General features: G+C 56.2%; 17 protein-coding genes. 9 read left to right on the top strand and 8 right to left on the bottom strand.

Features of this window, described 5'->3' with window-relative positions:
- Positions 1 to 4 precede the first annotated feature (4 nt).
- The 5 genes from GOW48_RS01650 to pyrH form a co-directional block, all read right to left on the bottom strand.
- Positions 5 to 445 (bottom strand): TrgA family protein, encoded by a 441-nt coding sequence (locus GOW48_RS01650; protein ID WP_170353015.1) that lies wholly within the window; start codon positions 443 to 445, stop codon positions 5 to 7.
- A gap of 16 nt (positions 446 to 461) precedes the next feature.
- Positions 462 to 1,670, bottom strand: a complete 1,209-nt coding sequence (locus GOW48_RS01645) for an SAM-dependent methyltransferase (RefSeq protein ID WP_170750866.1) — start codon at positions 1,668 to 1,670, stop codon at positions 462 to 464.
- A gap of 69 nt (positions 1,671 to 1,739) precedes the next feature.
- Entirely contained in the window at positions 1,740 to 3,164 is a 1,425-nt protein-coding gene (locus tag GOW48_RS01640; protein ID WP_170750864.1) for a cryptochrome/photolyase family protein, read from the bottom strand.
- A 47-nt stretch (positions 3,165 to 3,211) separates the two neighbouring features.
- Complete coding sequence (locus tag GOW48_RS01635) at positions 3,212 to 4,438, bottom strand: aminotransferase class V-fold PLP-dependent enzyme (protein WP_170750862.1); 1,227 nt, start codon at positions 4,436 to 4,438, stop codon at positions 3,212 to 3,214.
- Between the two features lie 209 nt (positions 4,439 to 4,647).
- On the bottom strand, positions 4,648 to 5,391 hold the full coding sequence (pyrH, locus tag GOW48_RS01630) for a UMP kinase (RefSeq protein WP_170353007.1): 744 nt from the start codon (positions 5,389 to 5,391) through the stop codon (positions 4,648 to 4,650).
- Between the two features lie 96 nt (positions 5,392 to 5,487).
- Between pyrH and miaA the strand changes: the two genes are divergently transcribed.
- The 5 genes from miaA (at position 5,488) to GOW48_RS01605 (ending at position 13,203) form a co-directional block, all read left to right on the top strand.
- Positions 5,488 to 6,381, top strand: coding sequence for a tRNA (adenosine(37)-N6)-dimethylallyltransferase MiaA (miaA, locus tag GOW48_RS01625; RefSeq protein ID WP_170750860.1), 894 nt, complete (start codon positions 5,488 to 5,490; stop codon positions 6,379 to 6,381).
- 324 nt (positions 6,382 to 6,705) lie between these two features.
- Complete coding sequence (locus GOW48_RS01620) at positions 6,706 to 8,376, top strand: ABC transporter substrate-binding protein (RefSeq protein WP_170750858.1); 1,671 nt, start codon at positions 6,706 to 6,708, stop codon at positions 8,374 to 8,376.
- Positions 8,377 to 8,497: 121 nt separating this feature from the next.
- Positions 8,498 to 9,544 carry an ABC transporter permease gene (locus GOW48_RS01615; protein ID WP_170353001.1) on the top strand — a complete coding sequence of 349 codons (1,047 nt, stop codon included), beginning with the start codon at positions 8,498 to 8,500 and terminating at the stop codon, positions 9,542 to 9,544.
- 13 nt (positions 9,545 to 9,557) lie between these two features.
- A complete protein-coding gene (locus GOW48_RS01610) occupies positions 9,558 to 11,021 on the top strand; it encodes an ABC transporter permease (protein WP_170750856.1) in 1,464 nt (487 codons plus the stop codon).
- A gap of 94 nt (positions 11,022 to 11,115) precedes the next feature.
- Positions 11,116 to 13,203 (top strand): dipeptide ABC transporter ATP-binding protein, encoded by a 2,088-nt coding sequence (locus GOW48_RS01605; RefSeq protein ID WP_170750854.1) that lies wholly within the window; start codon positions 11,116 to 11,118, stop codon positions 13,201 to 13,203.
- A gap of 59 nt (positions 13,204 to 13,262) precedes the next feature.
- Here GOW48_RS01605 and GOW48_RS01600 read toward each other — a convergent pair whose 3' ends face one another.
- A complete protein-coding gene (locus GOW48_RS01600) occupies positions 13,263 to 13,841 on the bottom strand; it encodes a lytic transglycosylase domain-containing protein (protein WP_170750852.1) in 579 nt (192 codons plus the stop codon).
- 207 nt (positions 13,842 to 14,048) lie between these two features.
- Here GOW48_RS01600 and ssb point away from each other — a divergent pair, with 207 nt between their 5' ends.
- Positions 14,049 to 14,555, top strand: a complete 507-nt coding sequence (gene ssb / locus GOW48_RS01595; protein ID WP_170750850.1) for a single-stranded DNA-binding protein — start codon at positions 14,049 to 14,051, stop codon at positions 14,553 to 14,555.
- Positions 14,556 to 14,573: 18 nt separating this feature from the next.
- A complete protein-coding gene (locus tag GOW48_RS01590; protein WP_170750848.1) occupies positions 14,574 to 15,644 on the top strand; it encodes a site-2 protease family protein in 1,071 nt (356 codons plus the stop codon).
- Here GOW48_RS01590 and aroB read toward each other — a convergent pair whose 3' ends face one another.
- Together aroB and GOW48_RS01580 are read right to left on the bottom strand one after the other, a co-directional pair.
- Entirely contained in the window at positions 15,645 to 16,757 is a 1,113-nt protein-coding gene (aroB, locus tag GOW48_RS01585) for a 3-dehydroquinate synthase (RefSeq protein WP_170750846.1), read from the bottom strand.
- Entirely contained in the window at positions 16,758 to 17,345 is a 588-nt protein-coding gene (locus tag GOW48_RS01580; protein WP_170352989.1) for a shikimate kinase, read from the bottom strand.
- A gap of 79 nt (positions 17,346 to 17,424) precedes the next feature.
- Here GOW48_RS01580 and GOW48_RS01575 point away from each other — a divergent pair, with 79 nt between their 5' ends.
- Positions 17,425 to 17,574: a hypothetical protein gene (locus GOW48_RS01575; protein WP_170352987.1), complete on the top strand. Its 150-nt coding sequence runs from the start codon at positions 17,425 to 17,427 to the stop codon at positions 17,572 to 17,574.
- Positions 17,564 to 19,087 carry a hypothetical protein gene (locus GOW48_RS01570; protein WP_170750844.1) on the top strand — a complete coding sequence of 508 codons (1,524 nt, stop codon included), beginning with the start codon at positions 17,564 to 17,566 and terminating at the stop codon, positions 19,085 to 19,087. The genes GOW48_RS01575 and GOW48_RS01570 overlap by 11 nt, the downstream gene beginning before the upstream one ends.
- Position 19,088: the final 1 nt, after the last annotated feature.

The following is a 19,088-nucleotide window of genomic DNA, read 5'->3' as shown; positions in this document are numbered from 1 at the left end:
GCCCTCACCGCCAGCGGCGACTGGCCTCTTCCGTGGCGAGACCCGCGATCACAGCACCGATCCCGAGCGTCCACAGGATTTCTGGTGCTAACAACTGCTGACCAAATTCAATGCCAATCTGGAAAATGGCCAACAGTGCCTCAAATGGTCCGTCATACCGATGGCGCATAGCCAATCGGAACATTTCGTTGCACCCTTGAACAAACAGGCCCCAGAAAACCAATGAGACAACCCCGGTCAAACCGTTGTTCAGTCCGGACGTCCACCCTTTGCCAGCTCGCTTTCCCATGATTTTCCAGCCGCACGCAACCGCAATGATCATGTTCACGTAGGTAAAGATACCGTAGTCCTTACCATCTTCCCCATTAGCGATGATCATGCTCGAAACTAAAAAGGCCACCACCAAAAGACAAATGGAGGCTACAAGTCGCGCAGCAGTGGGCATCAGGTGGGTCCGTTCATTACATTGGTTTTGCTACAGTAATCTGTGTCACATCGCAATTGCCGGTGTCAAAGGCTGCGCCGCAGGCAGTCAAATAATAATTCCACATGCGGCGAAAACGCTCATCAAAGCCCATCTCAGAAATGACGTCCCATTTATCATTGAACGTGTCATACCAGCGGCGCAGAGTCAGATCGTAGCTTTTGCCGAATTCCTTGGACGTCACCACGTTCAAACCTGCCTGAGCGACCTGCTCTTTCAGCACCGAAGGTGCAGGCAGCATACCGCCGGGAAAGATATATTTCTGAATGAAATCAACACCATTGCGGTAAATCTCCCAACGATGATCTGCCACGGTGATAATTTGTAAAGTCGCCTGAGCACCCGGCTTCAAACGTTCGCGCACAACTTCGAAATAGACTGGCCAGTATTTTTGACCAACCGCCTCGAACATCTCAATTGATGCGATGCCGTCATACTGGCCACGCTCATCACGGTAGTCCTGCAACTTGAACTCGACCATATCGGACAATCTCGCTTTATCAATGCGTTGCCGGGCATACTTCAACTGCTCCTCGCTGATCGTCAGGCCTGTGACCCGTAGGCCACGCTCTTTTGCTGCATATTCAGCAAATCCCCCCCAGCCACAGCCGATTTCAAGGATGTGATCACCGGGCTTTGCCCCCATCTCATCAACCATACTGGCGTATTTGGCGGTTTGCGCCTTCTCAAGACTTTCCTGCCCAGTCTCAAACAGCGCGCTGGAATAGGTCATCGTATCATCCAGCCACATGGCATAGAATTCATTGCCCAAATCGTAGTGATAAGAGATATTCTTTTTGGCTTGCTTACGGCTATTTCCGTTCAACCAAAAGCGAAGCCTCTCATAGGCTTGAACCAGAAACTTACCGGTGAAATCGTCGTAAACGGTCTCGGTTCCCAAATGGACCAAATCCATGAAAGACCGCAAATCCGGTGTGCTCCAGTCGCCTTCCAAATAGGCGTCCGAGAACCCCAATTCGCCCTCTCGGATCAGCCGGGCAAAGACGTCCGGGTTGTGAATATCGACCCGCGCAATTGGCCCGGGCTTTGTACCTTCGGCTCGGAAAACACGGCCATCCGGCAGCGCGATATCCAGGCGGCCGTATTCCATCTTGTTCAGCATTTTTACAACCTGCCCAAAATAGCGTGGCAGGCCTTTCTGTCCGTCTGTGGTGGTCAGGATCATCCGCTCTCCCCTGTGCGGTTGTTGTTTCAGGCTAGGCCGAGTTTGTGTTTCTGGCAAGTTTTCAGTTCCTTACTGGGTTTTCCGGTGCTCATAGGCGGCCAGTGCCTGTGCTCGTCCTTCGGACAATGAAACGATGGGAGCCGGATAGTTATCCGTTGGCTCCAGGCCCCAGGCCCGAGGGATCGCTTCGAAATACGCCAAGGCGGTATCGGGCGGAGCAGTCTGGCCCTCGGCCACCCATTTGCGTACATAGGCGGATGATGGGTCAAATTTCTCTTGTTGTGTCACGGGGTTAAAAATCCGAAAGAAGAGCGACGCGTCAGGCCCCGAGCCTGCCACCCATTGCCATCCCATCGCATTCGATGCAGGATCCCAGTCCACCAAACAATCCTCGAACCACCTCAAGCCGACTTTCCAGTGAGTCATCAGATGCTTGGTCAGATAGCTTGCGACGATCATCCGTGCCCGGTTGTGCATCCGCCCGGTTACGTACATCTCGCGCAAGCCGGCATCTACGACGGGAATACCCGTTCTTGCTGTTTTCCAGGCAATTACCTTTGGGTTATCTTCATCGAAACGCCACGGAAATGCGTCCCACTCTGGTTTCCAGTTGTCGCCAAGCAGATGCGGAGTGTGAAACATCAGGTGATACGCGAATTCGCGCCACACAAGTTGGCGCAGATACGCACCCGTACCCGACACGCCATTCATCTCAGAGATCCGAACACGATGCCAGATCGACCGTGGGCTTATCTCACCCAGTGAGAGATATTCGGCCAAGGCCGATGTTCCGTTGTAATCCAACCGGTCTCTATCGTTGGAATAGTCAGAAACACGACCAACAAACGCTTCGAGAACGTCAAAGGCGGCCTCTTCACCTGCGCGCACATGCTGCGCGACCACTCCGGCGCCTCGGTTCATTGCCGCCCCCATGGCCCAACTCCCAATGTCATCCGACTTTGGCCAAGCTGGCGGCGCAATCAGGCGGTTCGGAGTTGGCACCGGTGGGTCAACGTCCCTGTGTTGCACAGCTCTCCACATCGGCGTGAACACGCGGAAAGGTTGTCCACTCTTCGTCGCTACTGTCCAGGGCTCGAACAGCAGATGGCCGGAAAACGACTTTGCCTCGACCCCTTGGTCCTTCAGCGTTGTCTTGATGCTGCTGTCCCGCTCAATGGAGTCCGGATCATATGCGCGGGTCCAGTACACTGCAGATGCTCCGGTTTCGCGGACAAGTTGTTGCAAAACCTCGATGGCGTTTCCCTGCCGCAGGATCAACCGACTGCCAACTTGCGTCAAACGCTGCTGCAGCGCTTCCAGCCCTAGCGACAGTCGCCATTTAGGCGCAGCACCCAGCGTCTGAGCAAGATTGTCGAGTATGTAAACGGGAATGACGGAACGACCGCTTTGAACTGCTGCGTTCAAAGCTGGGTGATCCGACAGGCGCAAGTCCCGCCGGTACCAAATGATGATCGGTGACTGCTCGTTTTCCATGATCGCCCTTTGTATTTTCTTTTATACGAAACAGGGCGAAAACCGGATCACAAAACGGTGTCAAGACTTTCCAATAACTGGTTGATTTCGTTCTCAGACGTGTAATGAGTGAAACTGACACGCAGCACACCGCGGGTCAGATCGACACCCATCGCTTCAAGTGGGCGAACTGCGTAGAAATCTCCGCCCCCGGCCATGATCCCGTGCTTGACCAGATTGCTCGCCACATCTTCGGCATTTTGTTCCAAAGCCAAAGCTACGGTTGGCGCACGACAGGTCGCGTCAGAGGTCCCGATCAGCCGGACCGAATTGCGATCCTTCACGGCGTCCAAAACAGGTTGCAGCATTGCAACCTCTTGCCCTCGCATCAAGTTGTGCACAAACGCACCCCGCTCGGTCGCGCCGCTTTGTGGGCCGCCATGATGATCGCACAGAAGGTCGACGTAATCCGCCATCCCCGCGCAGGCCGCGATCTGAGCGTGATCAGGCCCGGCAGGCGTAAACCTTTTGTACAAACTGTCCGCATTGAAATAATGCGCCTGGTTTGGCAGCAACTCACCCAGCGACCGTCGCATGACCATGCACCCCTGATGAGGGCCATAGGTTTTGTAGGCCGAGAACAGATAGATATCCGGCCCCATATCTCCAACATTGGGGAACCCATGCGGCGCGTAAGAAACACCATCCACACACACGAACGCGCCAGCGGCATGAGCGATCGCAGTGATCTCGGTTACCGGATTAATCTCTCCGATCACATTCGAACAATGCGGAAAACAGACCAGACGCACCTTTTCATCTAACAGGTTTTCCAGATCATGCGGGTTCAGCGATCCGGTCTCGGGGTCGATCTGCCATTCCCGGACCTCGATACCCTCCTCAGCAAGGCGGCGCCAGGGACCTGAGTTGGCCTCGTGATCCTGATTGGTCACAATGATCGCCTCTCCGGGTTGCATCCAGCGCCGGAACGCCTGCGCCAATACATAGGTGTTTTGAGTTGTGGAGGGACCAAAGCTCAGCTCGTCAGTATCGACCCCCAGAATCGCTGCCATGCGGACGCGGGCTTCGTCCATTTCCTCACCCGCCAGCCGACTTGCTTCGTAAGGACCGTAGGGTTGCACTTTGCGCTGGGTGTAAAAACGAAACAGGCGATCCAAAACCGGTTTGCAGGTATAGGATCCGCCTGCATTCTCAAAAAACGCCTGCCCTTGAAGGCTAGGTTCGGAAAAGGCCGGAAACTGCGACCGAACGAAATCGATATCGAGAGTGCTCATGGCACGAGGCTCCTTAGATCATGCACGTCAATCCATGAGGACACCGGTGCATGATTCCGGGTACCTCGGAAATCATGGCGGGTCTTCCAGCCAAGCCTTCGCGTTCGCGATGGCAGCCCCTGCGGTCGCAAAGACCAGGCCAAGTTGCCCAGCGTTCGCGTCCGCGTCAAGCACTTGAATACAGAATGTCCGGTCTTTGGGGACGAGGCTTATCCCTGAACTTTGGTATAGGTTCCTTCACCTGCAAGAATACCGCGGAACCCGCCCGGTTCATCCAGGCCGAACACGATCAGCGGCAGGTTATTGTCACGCGCCAGCGCAATAGCCGAGGCATCCATGACCCGCAGACGCTTTGCCAGAACATCATCATAACTGACCGTGTCATAGCGCACTGCATCCGCGTGTTCCTTGGGGTCCTTGTCATACACCCCATCCACACCGTTCTTGCCCATGAATATCGCCTCACAGGCCATTTCATTCGCGCGTAGCGTGGCGGCGGTATCTGTCGTGAAATAAGGGTTACCCGTTCCGGCAGCAAAGATGCACACACGCTTTTTTTCAAGGTGGCGTACAGCGCGGCGGCGGATATAGGGCTCACAAACCTCATCCATGCGAATGGCCGAAATCACACGCGTGAAAACCCCAACTTCCTCAAGTGCTGACTGCATCCCAAGCGCGTTCATAACCGTCGCCAGCATCCCCATATAGTCAGCGGTCGTCCGTTCCATCCCTTGCGCTGAGCCGCTCAGACCGCGGAAAATGTTACCTCCGCCGATGACCATGCAGATTTCGACCCCCAGATCGTGCACGGATTTCACCTCTTGCGCGATGCGCTGAACCGTCGGCGGGTGCAGGCCAAAGCCCTGATCGCCCATAAGCGCCTCGCCTGAAATTTTCAGCATCACGCGACTGTATTTGGTTTTCGGGGTGTCGGTTTCGGGGGAAAGGCTCATGTTGCGCTCCGGGCTGGCACGGGTTTTATTTCGCCGCAAAATGAAGCAAAACCTCTGCGGGTTCAATGCGGATCATGAGGAACAAGGCACTCTTGGATGGCCAACACGAACACATCGCAGATTTGGGACCGCCTGCCCCCCATTCCCACCGATAAACCTGTGCTAATTGCCGGGCCCACAGCCTCGGGCAAATCCGAACTGGCGTTGCGGATCGCTGAAACCTTCGGCGGTGTCATCGTGAATGCCGATGCCAGTCAGGTCTATGCGTGCTGGCAGGTAATTTCAGCCCGGCCATCCGCCGACGACGAAGCGCGCGCACCCCATCGGTTGTATGGGCATATCGCCTATGATCAGGACTATTCCACCGGCCATTGGCTACGCGAGGTCAAACCATTTTTGAGCGGACCTCAACGCCCCATCATAGTGGGTGGAACCGGGCTCTATTTCTCCGCTCTGACAGAAGGTATGGCTGACATACCGGCAACCCCATCCGACATCAGGACCGAGGCGGATCAGCTTACCCTACCCGATCTGATCCGTGGCGTTGACCGCGAAACTCTGGCGGGGATCGACACGCAGAACCGCGCACGAGTTCAGCGCGCGTGGGAGGTTCTGCGCGCGACCGGTCGCGGCCTACGCGACTGGCAGAACGACACACCGCCTCCGGTTTTGAACATCGCGGATACAGTGCCCATCGTTTTCGACGTGGACAAACAGTGGTTGCTGAACCGGATCAACCTGCGATTTGATCTGATGCTGGACACCGGCGCATTGCAAGAGGTCAAAGCCATGCGTGCGCACTACGATGCGTCGCTTTCTGCTTTCAAGGCCATCGGAGTTCCCGAGCTTATGGCCTACCTTGACGGCAACATGACACTCGAGGCCGCCCGTGAACGCGCCACAATCTCGACCCGACAATTTGCCAAACGTCAGCGGACATGGTTCCGTGCGCGCATGAAAGACTGGAATCGCGTTGATTTCTCAAAGTGATACCACATTTTTTTGATTGACTACTCAGGCGTGTTTTGTGCCCCGCGCGAATATGTCGAATCCCCTGCCTTCAGACCGATCAGCCAATGTAACGCAGGTCCAGACTCGATCGGTGTTAGCGGCAACCGACCCCGACGAATGTCGTTTTTGTACCCTGAATGACGATTTCGAACGTTGACCTGACCCGATTTCTGGTGCCGAATGAACGCATGGGGATGTTCAGTATCACAAAAACGGAAACCCGAGAGCCTGCCACCCGCGCCTGCCGGGCCTGAGCGGTTCTACATTCAATCATAAAAATCTATGTCACAGGGAGAGACATTAATGACAAAGCAAACCTTGACCGGAGCACCGATGCACTGGGCGGCGGAAATGCATGCACAGGAATTTCGTGACGGCAAGCTCAGCCGGCGGGAGTTCATGGCCCGCGCCACGGCATTGGGTGTCGCTGTTCCTGCCGCCTATGGAATGATCGGCCTAAGCTCACCCGCAGTCGCGCAAGAACCACAGCGCGGCGGCACGATCCGCTACCAGATGGAAGTGCGTGCGCTGAAAGATCCGCGCACCTACGACTGGACACAGATTGCCACCTTCACCGCAGGTTGGCTTGAATATCTGGTTGAATACAACAATGACGGCTCATTCAAACCCATGTTGCTGGAAAGCTGGGAAGCCAATGCTGACGCGACCGAATACACGCTGAACGTGCGTAAAGGCGTCAAGTGGAACAACGGTGACGATTTCACCGCCGAAGACGTCGCGCGCAATATCACCGGCTGGTGCGATGCGACCCTAGAGGGCAATTCCATGGCGTCACGCATGGCGTCTTTGGTCGATGAAGCCACCCAAAAGGCGGCGGACGGTGCCATCACCGTGGTCGACTCGCACACTGTAAAACTGAAATGCAACGCCCCGGATATTACCATCATCCCGGGCATGGCAGACTATCCGGGTGCCATTGTTCACAGCAGCTTTGACGCAAACAACATGCTGGCCAACCCGATCGGTACTGGATTTATGATCCCGGAAAGCCACGAAGTTGGCGTTAAGGGCGTGCTGGTGCGTAACGAAGGCTTTGACTGGTGGGGATATGAGGCCGGCAAAGGCGGCTATATCGACCGGATCGAGTTCATCGACTACGGCACCGACCCTGCCGCGTTTCTAGCTGCATACGAAGCCGAAGAAATCGATATGAATTGGGAGTCGGTGGGCGAATTCGTCGACATCTTTGATGGTATCGGCCTGGTGCGCTCGGAAATCCCGTCTGGCTTTACCATCGTCATCCGCCCGAACCAGCTGGCCGAGGACGATAGCGGCAACAAGATCTACGGCGACAAGCGGGTTCGTCAGGCGCTGGCAATGGCCGTCAACAATGAGGTCTGCCTAGAGCTGGGCATGTCTGGCTATGGTATTCCTGCGGAAAACTGCCACGTGGGTCCGATGCACCCCGAGTACGACTCGGCCGTGACCCGTATCCCGTATGATCCGGCAGGTGCAAAAGCCCTGATGGAAGAAGCGGGTATGGCTGATTTCGAGCACGAAGTTCAGTCCATCGACGATGACTGGCGCCGGAACACCACTGCGGCTGTTGTTGCACAACTTAACGATGCCGGGATCAAGGCCAAACACACGATCCTTCCGGGCTCGACCTTCTGGAACGACTGGACGAAATACGCATTCTCCTCGACCAACTGGAACCACCGTCCTCTGGGCACGCAGGTTCTGGCATTGGCCTACAAGTCGGGTGTTGCATGGAACGAATCCGGTTTCGCCAACGAAGAGTTCGACAAACTGCTGGCCGAGGCGAACTCGATCGCAGATGTGGACAAACGCCGCGAAGTGATGGCCAAGCTGCAGGCGATCATGATCGAAGAAGGCGTGACCATCCAGCCTTACTGGCGCACAGCGATGCGTCACCATCGCGACAACATGGTCGGTGTCGAAAAGCACATCGCGGACCTTCCGCAGCTTTATAAATTCGGCCTCGTTTCCTAAGCCGAACAACACAAGGCCGCGCCTGACGGGCGCGGCCTTTTCATCCTGACGACGGCGACCAAAACAACAGCGATGCGCACGGTCCGGCGACCGATGCGCGAGCCTACCAACAGGGGCTAACATGGGATTATTCATCTTAAGGCGCGTCGGCATCATGCTTTTGACAGCGCTGTGCCTTACCTTTCTGGTCTTCTACCTGACGAACCTTTATCCGAACCTCGAAAAACTTGCTAAGACGCAGGGCAACTTCCGTATGTCCGACGAGCAGGTCGAGAGCTTTCTGGAAAAAGGTGGGTATCTGCAGTCAACCCCCGTGAAATACGGTGAATGGTTGGGAATCCTGCCATCTTATCGGCACACGAATGAAGACGGCACAGTTCAGGGCAGATGTATCTTGCCCGGCAAGACAGCCGAAGAGTCTCCGAATTTCTGTGGTATTCTGCAGGGGTACTGGGGCTATTCCACCGTTTTCAAAGAAGAGGTCTCGACCGTTGTCGGGACACGTCTTGCCCTGACCGGACGGCTGATGTTCTGGGTGATGCTGCTAATGGTGCCGTCAGCTCTGATCTTGGGTATTTTGGCGGGTATGAAGGAAGGCTCGGCCACCGACCGGACGCTTTCCACCTTTGCCATCACAACAACGGCAACGCCGGAATACGTATCAGGCGTGATCTTCATCGCGATCTTCACGTCCTCTGCCGTGGGGCTGAAATGGTTCAAGGGCACGGCCACACAGGCGATGGAGAATCCGACGTTTGAGAATTTCTTCTTACCCGTGCTGACAATCGCGCTTTATGGGATGGGCTATATCGCCCGGATGACCCGCGCCTCGATGACCGAGGTGATGACGGCGCAGTACATCCGAACCGCGCGCCTGAAAGGTGTCTCGTTCCCCAACATCGTGATGAAACATGCGTTGCGCAATGCGCTGATCGCCCCCTTCACCGTCATCATGCTGCAGTTCCCATGGCTGCTGAACGGTGTGGTGATCGTCGAGACCTTGTTCAACTACAAGGGCTTTGGCTGGGCGTTGGTTCAGGCAGCAGGCAACAACGACATCCAATTGCTGCTGGCGATTTCGGTCGTGTCAGTCTTTGTGGTGCTGGTGACCCAGCTGATATCCGATATCGGCTATGTCTACCTGAACCCGCGTATTCGTATTTCGTGAGGAGGCAGAGATCATGGAACCATTAACCTGGACCGGCTCTATTGCCTTCCTGAACCCGCTTTTGGCGATTGCGCTCGTTCTTATGACCGCATCGATCCTGGCTTGGATATTGGCCAGTATCGTTCTGCCCGAACCTCAGATGACGGTGAACCCCGACGGAACGCTGACATCGGGATCTGGCATACGAAACCTAATCCAAGCCCTGATGCGATACAGCTTTCTGGCAAGTGTCGGGCTTGCTGTTGCCTATATCGTCTTGGGCATTTTGATGGGAACCAGCGCAGGTATAATCGGCGCAATGATGCAGCAATTCCTGCCCGTCTGGTTTTCGTTGATCCTGCTGTACGCAATGTCCATCGCGTTCAAACGCAAATTGGGACTCTATGGCAAGCTGTTTGACAGTCCGATTGGCATGATCGGTTTTGGCCTTGTGATGTTCTGGGTTTTCACCGGGATTTTTGGCGCGCTTGACCTGATCGTGACGCATGACTCGCTATCACAAGTCTCAGGGATGAAGAACAAAGTGCCCGGAACGCCTTTGCCCAGCGTGGAGGACGGAGAATATGCGTGGTACCTGCTGGGGGGCGACAACCTGGCCCGCGACGTCTTTAGCCGAATGGTCAAGGGCGCGTGGATTGTGGTGCAGATCGCGCCTCTGGCGACGATGTTTGCCTTCATGGTCGGGATCACGCTGGGTTTGCCTGCAGGTTACTACGGTGGGCGGCTGGACACGTTGCTGTCTTTCCTTGCGAACCTGATCCTCGCCTTCCCGGTCATTTTGCTGTTCTACTTACTGGTGACGCCCGAGATCGTGGCAACCGGTGTTCCAAACTACATGGCCGCTGTTCTTTTCATCTTTCCGATCATCTTTCTTGGGGTGCTATTGAACTCGCGCTATTACACACGGCCGACATTCCGCACGCCTCTTTTGATTGGTGTTCTGGGTGTCGCGCTCTGGCTGTACCTATCGCTGATTTCGACAGGTGGGTATGTGGTTAACACCGACGCCTACGGCATTTGGGGTCTGCCAACCTTCCTGGACCTTTTCGACGTTCCCGCTGGCATCCTTGTGGTCTTCGTTTCGGTGGTCTTCGTGAACTCACCCACGGTGTTCCGCATCGTGCGAGGGTTGGCGATGGACATCAAAACCCGCGACTATGTGGCCGCGGCTCAGACGCGGGGTGAAGGACCATGGTACATCATGCTGTGGGAAATCCTGCCCAACGCGCGCGGCCCTCTGATCGTCGATTTCTGTCTGCGGATAGGATATACCACGATCCTTTTGGGTACCTTGGGCTTCTTTGGCCTGGGTCTGCCGCCAGAAAGTCCGGATTGGGGGTCGACCATCAATGAAGGGCGCAAGCTGTTGTCGGTCTATCTGCACCCTGCCCTTCCTCCGGCGCTGGCGCTGTTGTCATTGGTTCTCGGTTTGAACCTGCTGGCAGACGGTCTGCGCGAAGAAAGTCTGAAGGATTGATGTGAAAGCGGCCGGGGGGCCAGCCCCCCGGACCCCCCGAGACATTTTCAGCCAGATGAAGGGGATCCCCTGACTCTCGCGAGGAGAAAACAAGATGAATAAACTGGCGGATTATGATGGGCCAATTCTTGAGATCGATAAATTGTCGATTTCGTTTTTCACCCGTCTGAGGGAAATCCCCGCTGTCATGGACTTCTCGGTCAGTGTGCAGCCCGGCGAAGCGGTTGGTCTGGTCGGCGAATCCGGCTGCGGCAAATCTACTGTGGCTCTGGGTGTTATGCAGGACCTTGGCAAGAACGGGCGGATCGTGGGTGGAACGATCAAGTTCAAGGGACGTGATCTAGCCGAGATGAGCTCGGACGAGTTACGCGACATTCGCGGCAATGAGATCGCGATGATTTATCAGGAACCAATGGCGTCGCTGAACCCGGCCATGAAGATCGGCAAGCAGTTGATGGAAGTGCCGATGATCCACGAAGGCGTGAGCACGGATGAGGCCTATGCCCGAGCGCTTGAAGTGGTAACAGATGTCCGCCTTCCCGACCCTGAACGGATGCTGAACTCTTTTCCACATCAGCTTTCAGGCGGTCAGCAGCAGCGGATCGTTATTGCGATGGCGCTGATGTCTAAACCGGCTTTGCTGATACTGGACGAACCAACAACAGCACTGGACGTGACCGTCGAGGCCGCCGTAGTCGAATTGGTCAAGGATCTGGGCAAGAAATATGGCACTTCGATGCTATTTATCTCGCACAATCTGGGACTGGTGCTTGAGACCTGTGACCGTCTGTGCGTGATGTATTCCGGCGAGGCGGTTGAACGCGGCTCAATCCATGACGTGTTCGACGAGATGCAGCACCCGTATACGCAGGCACTGTTCCGGTCGATCCCCCTGCCAGGTGCAGACAAGAACGCGCGGCCTTTGGTGGCGATCCCCGGGAACTTCCCGTTGCCGCATGAGCGTCCTCCGGGATGTAACTTTGGACCACGTTGCGATTATTTCGAAGAAGGTCGTTGCGACGCACAAGACATTCTGATGGAGGCCGTACCCGGCAATGATCGCCATCACACACGTTGCCTAAAGTTCAAGGAAATCGACTGGAACGCGCCGATCACCGTGTCTGAGCAGAAGGAAAAGGCTGAAATCGGTCGGACCGTTCTGAAGATGGACAACCTCAAGAAATACTATGAAGTTGCGGCGAATGCACTGTTTGGTGGTGGTGCCACAAAGGTGGTTAAAGCCAATGAAACGCTCAGCTTCGAAGCACATGAATCCGAGACGCTTGCCATTGTTGGAGAATCCGGTTGCGGTAAGTCCACCTTTGCCAAGGTTCTGATGGGGTTGGAAACCGCGACGGATGGGCAGATCCTTCTGGACAACCGCAATATCGAGGCCGTGCCCATCGAGGAACGCGATGCCAAGACCGTTGGCGAGGTTCAAATGGTCTTCCAGAACCCGTTCGACACGCTGAATCCCTCAATGACTGTTGGTCGCCAGATCATTCGGGCGCTTGAGATTTTCGGTGTTGGCAACTCGGAGGCTGAACGCAAGAAGCGGATGCTCGAGCTTCTGGATCTTGTGAAACTGCCACGCGCATTTGCAGATCGGATGCCGCGCCAGTTGTCAGGAGGACAAAAACAGCGCGTGGGCATTGCCCGGGCCTTTGCCGGAGATGCGAGGATTGTTGTGGCAGATGAGCCGGTCTCGGCGCTGGATGTCTCGGTGCAGGCAGCAGTGACAGACCTGTTGATGGAGATTCAGCGCGAACACAAAACCACCCTGCTGTTCATCAGCCATGACCTGTCGATTGTACGCTATCTCAGCGACCGGGTGATGGTGATGTATCTGGGCCATGTGGTCGAGTTGGGCACAACAGATCAGGTTTTTGCTCCTCCTTACCACCCCTATACCGAGGCGCTGCTGAGCGCGGTTCCGATTGCGGACACCTCGGTCGAAAAGCAGCATATCGTGTTGGAGGGCGACATCCCGTCAGCCATGAACCCACCCCCCGGTTGCCCATTCCAAACGCGGTGTCGTTGGAAATCCGAAGTACCCGGCGGCTTGTGCGAAGAAAAAGTACCGCCTGTGAAAACTCTGGCCGAAGGCCATCAGGTCAAATGTCACCTGGCGGAAGATATTCTGGCGCGGATGGAACCCGTCATCAAAGTTGCGGCGGAGTAAATCATAAACCCAATTGGACCGGCAGCAATGCCGGTCTAGGCTAGGATAGAGAAGTAAAGTTAACTTCCCCAGATTACGCGAACGTAGTTCTGCGTCTCTTTGTAAGGCGGCACGCCACCATGTTTTTCAACGGCTTTTGGTCCGGCATTATATGCCGCCAACGCAAGGCGCCAGGATTTAAACTTGCGGTATTGCCAAGACAGATAGCGCGCACCGCCTTCCAAATTCTGTTTCGGGTCGTGAGGATTTACGCCCAACAACCGTGCTGTTCCGGGCATAAGTTGGGCCAACCCCAGCGCGCCTTTGTGCGACACTGCTTGGGGGTTCCACCCGCTTTCCTGCTGAACAAGCCGTAGGAACAGATCCTCCGGAACGTTATGCTTTCGCGCAGCTTGCCGTGCGAGTGACACAAATTCACCTTTGTATTTTCCGGTATAACGCTGATTGAACTGGCCTTTGGGCCTTTTGGGCTTTAGACGCTCTGAATCTCGGTACTGTGTCGCGGCGCGTGCATCCAAAACCTTGGATTGTTTCAGAAAAATGTCTTTCCGGCTCTTGGTTGACAACGTGTCAGCCGATGCTGAAACGGAAACCAGCGCCAGAAAAAGAACTGAAAAACCAATCACCAAAAACCGCATTAACGCCAGTCCTGCATTTTCACGAACCCGATTGAGTATAGGTATTTCAGCCAATAATGAAAGCATGGTTAATCCAGCCTTGGTAAATTCCTGCTTATCTCAATACCCATCAACTGTGTTTTAACCATGACGCAGGCCGTATAGGGTCGCAGTGAGAATTGGCGTCAGATTCGGACGCATACTGTTAGATAAAGAACGGGGACGTATATGGCAGGCTCAGTCAACAAGGTCATTCTGGTAGGAAATCTAGGTCGCGATCCTGAAGTGCGCTCATTCCAGAATGGTGGCAAAGTGTGTAACCTGCGTATCGCCACCTCAGAGACCTGGAAAGACCGCAACACCGGCGAACGCCGCGAGCGTACCGAGTGGCACTCGGTCGCCATTTTCTCGGAGCCTCTGGCACGGATTGCCGAGCAATATCTGCGTAAAGGCAGCAAAGTGTATATCGAAGGCCAACTGGAAACCCGGAAGTGGCAGGACCAATCGGGTCAGGATCGCTACTCGACCGAAGTTGTCTTGCGTCCCTACCGGGGCGAGCTGACCCTGCTTGATGCCCGAGGCGAAGGTGGCGGTGGCGGCGGCTATGGTGGTGGCCAGTCAGGTGGATATGGCGGCGGTCAGGCTGGCGGCGGCTATGGTGATCCGTACGTCGCACCATCCAGCGCTCCTGCCCCGGCCTCTAGCGGAATCGACGACGACGAGATTCCGTTCTAAGTAAAACGGAGACATATCATGACATGGTCCTTCTCACTCGGCCGGATATTGGGGTCGGAATTGAGGGTCCATGTCACCTTTTTCTTACTGCTCGCCTGGGTCGGTTTCGCCGCGTACTCCAAAGGAGGCCTCGAGGCGGCCGTTGAAAACCTGATTTTCGTGTTGGCGTTGTTTGCCTGTGTGGTCGCTCATGAATTTGGCCACGCCCTGATGGCAAGGCGGTACGGGATCAAGACTCCGGACATCACTCTGTTACCGATCGGCGGTTTGGCGCGTCTCGAGAGGATGCCGGAAAACCCGTTTCAAGAGGTCTGGGTCGCTTTGGCAGGCCCCGCGGTGAATATCGTGATCTGGATCGTTTTGGTCTTGCTTGGTGCCAACATGCCGATTGAAACGATGGCGCAGATTGACAGCACGACGCCGGGTCTGATGAACCGTCTGGCCTATGTGAACCTGCTGCTGGCTGTGTTCAACATGATCCCCGCCTTTCCAATGGATGGCGGGCGCGTGTTCCGCGCTTTGTTGTGTCTAAAAATGGACCGGGTCAAAGCCACAAGGGTCGCTGCGTTAGCTGGTCAGGCGGTTGCGGTGGGGTTTGGCTTTCTGGGTCTCAGCACAGGAAATCCGCTGCTGGTCTTGATCGCAGTGTTCGTCTTTGTTGCCGCCAATGCAGAAAGTCAGGATGTGACCATGCGCGCAGTCGCGCGGCAGGTACAGGCGCGCGACGCCATGATTACCGAGTTCCACGCGCTATCACCAAACGACACGCTAGCGACCGCCGCCCAAGCTGTCATCCACACGACGCAACACGAGTTTCCGGTACTGTCTGACGTCGGCGAATTACTCGGCTTTGTCACACGCAACCGATTGTTTGCCGCGCTTGCTGATGAAACGCCCCGGTCCAACCCAGCAACGTCAATCATGGAGACGGACGTTCCAACAGTCCGCCTGACCGACGAGCTTGAGGCAGTGTTGGATGGGCTGCACAAAGGTGCTCCGGCCATTGCGGTCTGTACACAGACGGGAGCAATGGTCGGATATATCACGCGCGAAAATATCGGCGAGTTGATGGTGATCCGAAGCCGCTGATCAGGCTGTTGCCAGCGCGTCCTGAAGCACCGACAACACGGCGTCGCGCGGCACATCCGACGTAACGAAAGCCTGACCAATCCCGCGCGCCAGAATGAATCGCAACTGGCCGTCTATGACCTTCTTGTCCTGCGCCATCAGATTGACCAATGCCTCGGCCCCCGGAAGCTCTCCGGGAATGTCGGCCAAGTCGGTCTTCATCCCCATCGCGCGCAGATGCGCCCGCACGCGGCTTGGGTCTTCTTGCGAACAGAGGCCCAAACGAGAGGACAGCTCAAAGGCCAGCGCGCAGCCGATGGCCACGCCTTCTCCATGCAACAGGCGGTCCGAATACCCAGTCGCAGCCTCAAGCGCATGACAGAAAGTGTGACCCAGATTGAGCAAGGCGCGATCGCCCTGCTCGGTCTCATCCCTTTCCACGATATCAGCTTTCATTTGCACTGAACGGGTCACAGCACGCACACGTGCTGCCATATCACCACCCGAGACCTTGGTCCCGCTTTCTTCAAGCCACTCGAAGAAATCGGCGTCACCCAGCAGCCCGTATTTGACCACCTCGCCATATCCGGACAAGAAATCCCGATCCGTCATTGTGCTCAGAACCGAGGTGTCGGCCAACACCAGCGAAGGCTGATGGAACGCCCCGATAAGGTTCTTACCCTGTGGCGCGTTGATGCCAGTCTTGCCGCCGACCGAACTGTCCACCTGCGCCAGCAGCGAGGTCGGGATTTGCACGAACCGGACACCGCGCCGCAAAACGGCTGCGGCAAAGCCCGCAAGGTCTCCGATCACGCCGCCGCCAAACGCGATGACAACATCCCGGCGCTCGACCTTCTCGGCCAGCAGCCACTCGACCGCGCGTTCAAAATGAGGCCAGCTTTTGGTTGCCTCACCCGCAGGCAGGGCCAATGCCGACATCTCGATCCCCGCCGAGGCCAACCCATCGCGCAGGGCATCCAGATGCAAGGCAGCCACATTTTCATCGGTCAAAACGGCGACCTTGGGCCTGTGCAGCAGCGGAGCGATCCGTGTCCCGGATTGCGCCAGCAGATCCGGCCCTATTTCGACGTCATACGAGCGCTCGCCCAGTTCAACATGTACGGTTTGGTGCATTTAAGTCCGTTCCAAAACATCGGGTCGCGTCAGCAATGCGTCCACAACCCGGTCCACCATATTATCTATCGAGATTTCTCCGTCCGACGTGACCGTCAGATCCGCTTGCGCATAAACAGGCACGCGATCCTCATAGAGGGCACGCAATGTCGCATAAGGGTCTGCGGTGCGCAGCAAAGGGCGCGTGTCCTTGTGCTTGACCCTGTTCCAGAGCACGTTCAGATCGGCCCTGAGCCAGACCGATACGCCCCTCTCTGTGATCATCTGGCGGTTATGCCCGGCCAAGAACGCCCCCCCGCCCGTTGAAAGGATGCCTTTTTCCTCGTCTAGAAGCCGCCCGATCACCTGACTTTCCTTGTCACGAAAGAACGGCTCGCCGTCGCGTTCGAAAATCTCGGGGATGGTCATGTTGGCCGCCGATTCGATTTCGGCATCACTGTCGAGGAACGGAACCGCCAATCGCGCCGCCAAAGCGCGGCCGACCGCGGTCTTTCCCGCCCCCATCATGCCCACCAGAACAACCGTTTTGTGCAATAGAAGGCCCGGAGCACGGACTTTCGCATCGGTATTATGCTTAATTTCGCTCATTTCAACGTGAATGACGTGATCTTAAGAAAAATGCCAGCTATAACTGGGACAAAACAGAAAAATGAGGCGATGTTGAGCGATGGGCCGTCTGATAAAATTTCTGATATATCTGATCTGCCTGTGTTTTATCGGGTTGGTGGGCTACGCGTATCTAGGTCCTTTCTTTGGCGTTGATTTTTCGGCCCCGCAGGAAGAAGTGCGCGAGCCGGTCATTCTGAATGTGGATTAAGGCCGCAGCGGCTGCGATGCTGCTGGCCAGTGCGGCACAGGCGCAGCAGGAACCTTTATCTGTGATCGACTGGTTGAGCCAGCCACCGGACAACCTGCCCGGCACTGTTCTGCTGGAACCGCCTGTATCGGATTCCGGGTTGCAACCGGGTGTGGAAGTCACTCCGCTTGAAGCGTTGTCCCAGCCCTTGGGATTGGTTTCGTCGTCGGTGACAGGCCTTCCGGTGGATGTGTGGCAAAACAGCGATCCCGCACGGTTGGCGGAACTGATCGGTCACGTGCCAGTCAAATACAACCCGGCCATGCAACGCCTGCTTTTCACTCTGTTGCTTACCGAAGCTCGTGCGCCATCCGGACCCGATGCCGAAGAGACCTTGCTGCTGGCGCGGCTGGACCGGTTGATGCAGCTTGGCGCAGCTGATCCCGCGCAGTCTCTGGTGCAACTTGCCGGTCCGACGGACAGCCGCGACCGGTTCCAACGCTGGTTTGATGCCACCCTTCTGACCGGAGACGAAGATAGAAGTTGCACAGCGCTGATCGCGCAACCGCATTTGTCTCAGGACTACGAGGCCCAGATATTCTGCAAGGCCCGGCGTGGCGATTGGACCTCAGCCGCGCTGACGCTCGAGGCAGCTCATGCGTTGCAGATTCTTCCGGAAATGGACCTTGCCTTGCTGGACAGGTTCCTCAGCCCCGAGCTGTTCGAAGACGCCGAATACCTACCGCAACCCGAGCGCCCCGACCCGCTTACATTCCGACTGTATGAGGCAATTGGCGAGCGCTTGCCCTCGACTTCGCTGCCGCGCGCCTTTGCCAATGCCGATCTGCGAGATGTAGCCGGTTGGAAAGCACAGATCGAAGCAGCCGAACGACTGACTCGCGTCGGTGCTTTGACGCCCAACCAGTTGCTTGGGCTATATACAGAACGCTCTCCGGCTGCATCCGGAGCGGTCTGGGACCGCGTCGCCGCTGTTCAACGTTTCGAAAGTGCGTTGGACTCCGGCAAAACCGGCGCGATCGCGCAGTCCCTGCCCACCGTGTGGGCGCAGATGCGCAGCGTGGGGCTTGAAGTTCCATTCGCCGAGCTTTTTGCGAACCGGCTGTCAAAAGTCACATTGACCGACCCAGCCGCCGAGGAATTGCGCTGGCGTATTCTGTTGCTGTCTGATCTTTACGAAACCGCTGCCCTGACTGTTCCTGACCAAGGAGAAGAGAACCAATTCCTCGCCGCTTTGGCTCAGGGTGATCCCGGGCGCGCGCGCTCTCCATCGCCATTGGCAGATGCTGTCGCGCAGGGTTTTGCCTGGGCCGCACCCGTTCCCGCCGATATCGACCGTTTGCTAAGCGACGGACAACTGGGTGAAGCCGTCCTTGAGACGATGGAGTTGTTCGCACATGGGTCACGCGGCAACCTCGTGGACCTTTCAGCCGCCATCGCAACCCTGCGGAGGGTTGGCCTTGAAGACACGGCCCGTCGCGCTGCGCTGAACCTTTTGATCCTACAGGGCACGTGAC

This window comes from Ruegeria lacuscaerulensis, assembly GCF_013033355.1.
In the GTDB taxonomy this organism is placed as follows: domain Bacteria; phylum Pseudomonadota; class Alphaproteobacteria; order Rhodobacterales; family Rhodobacteraceae; genus Ruegeria; species Ruegeria lacuscaerulensis_A.
This window is presented reverse-complemented; position numbering and strand designations above follow the sequence as displayed.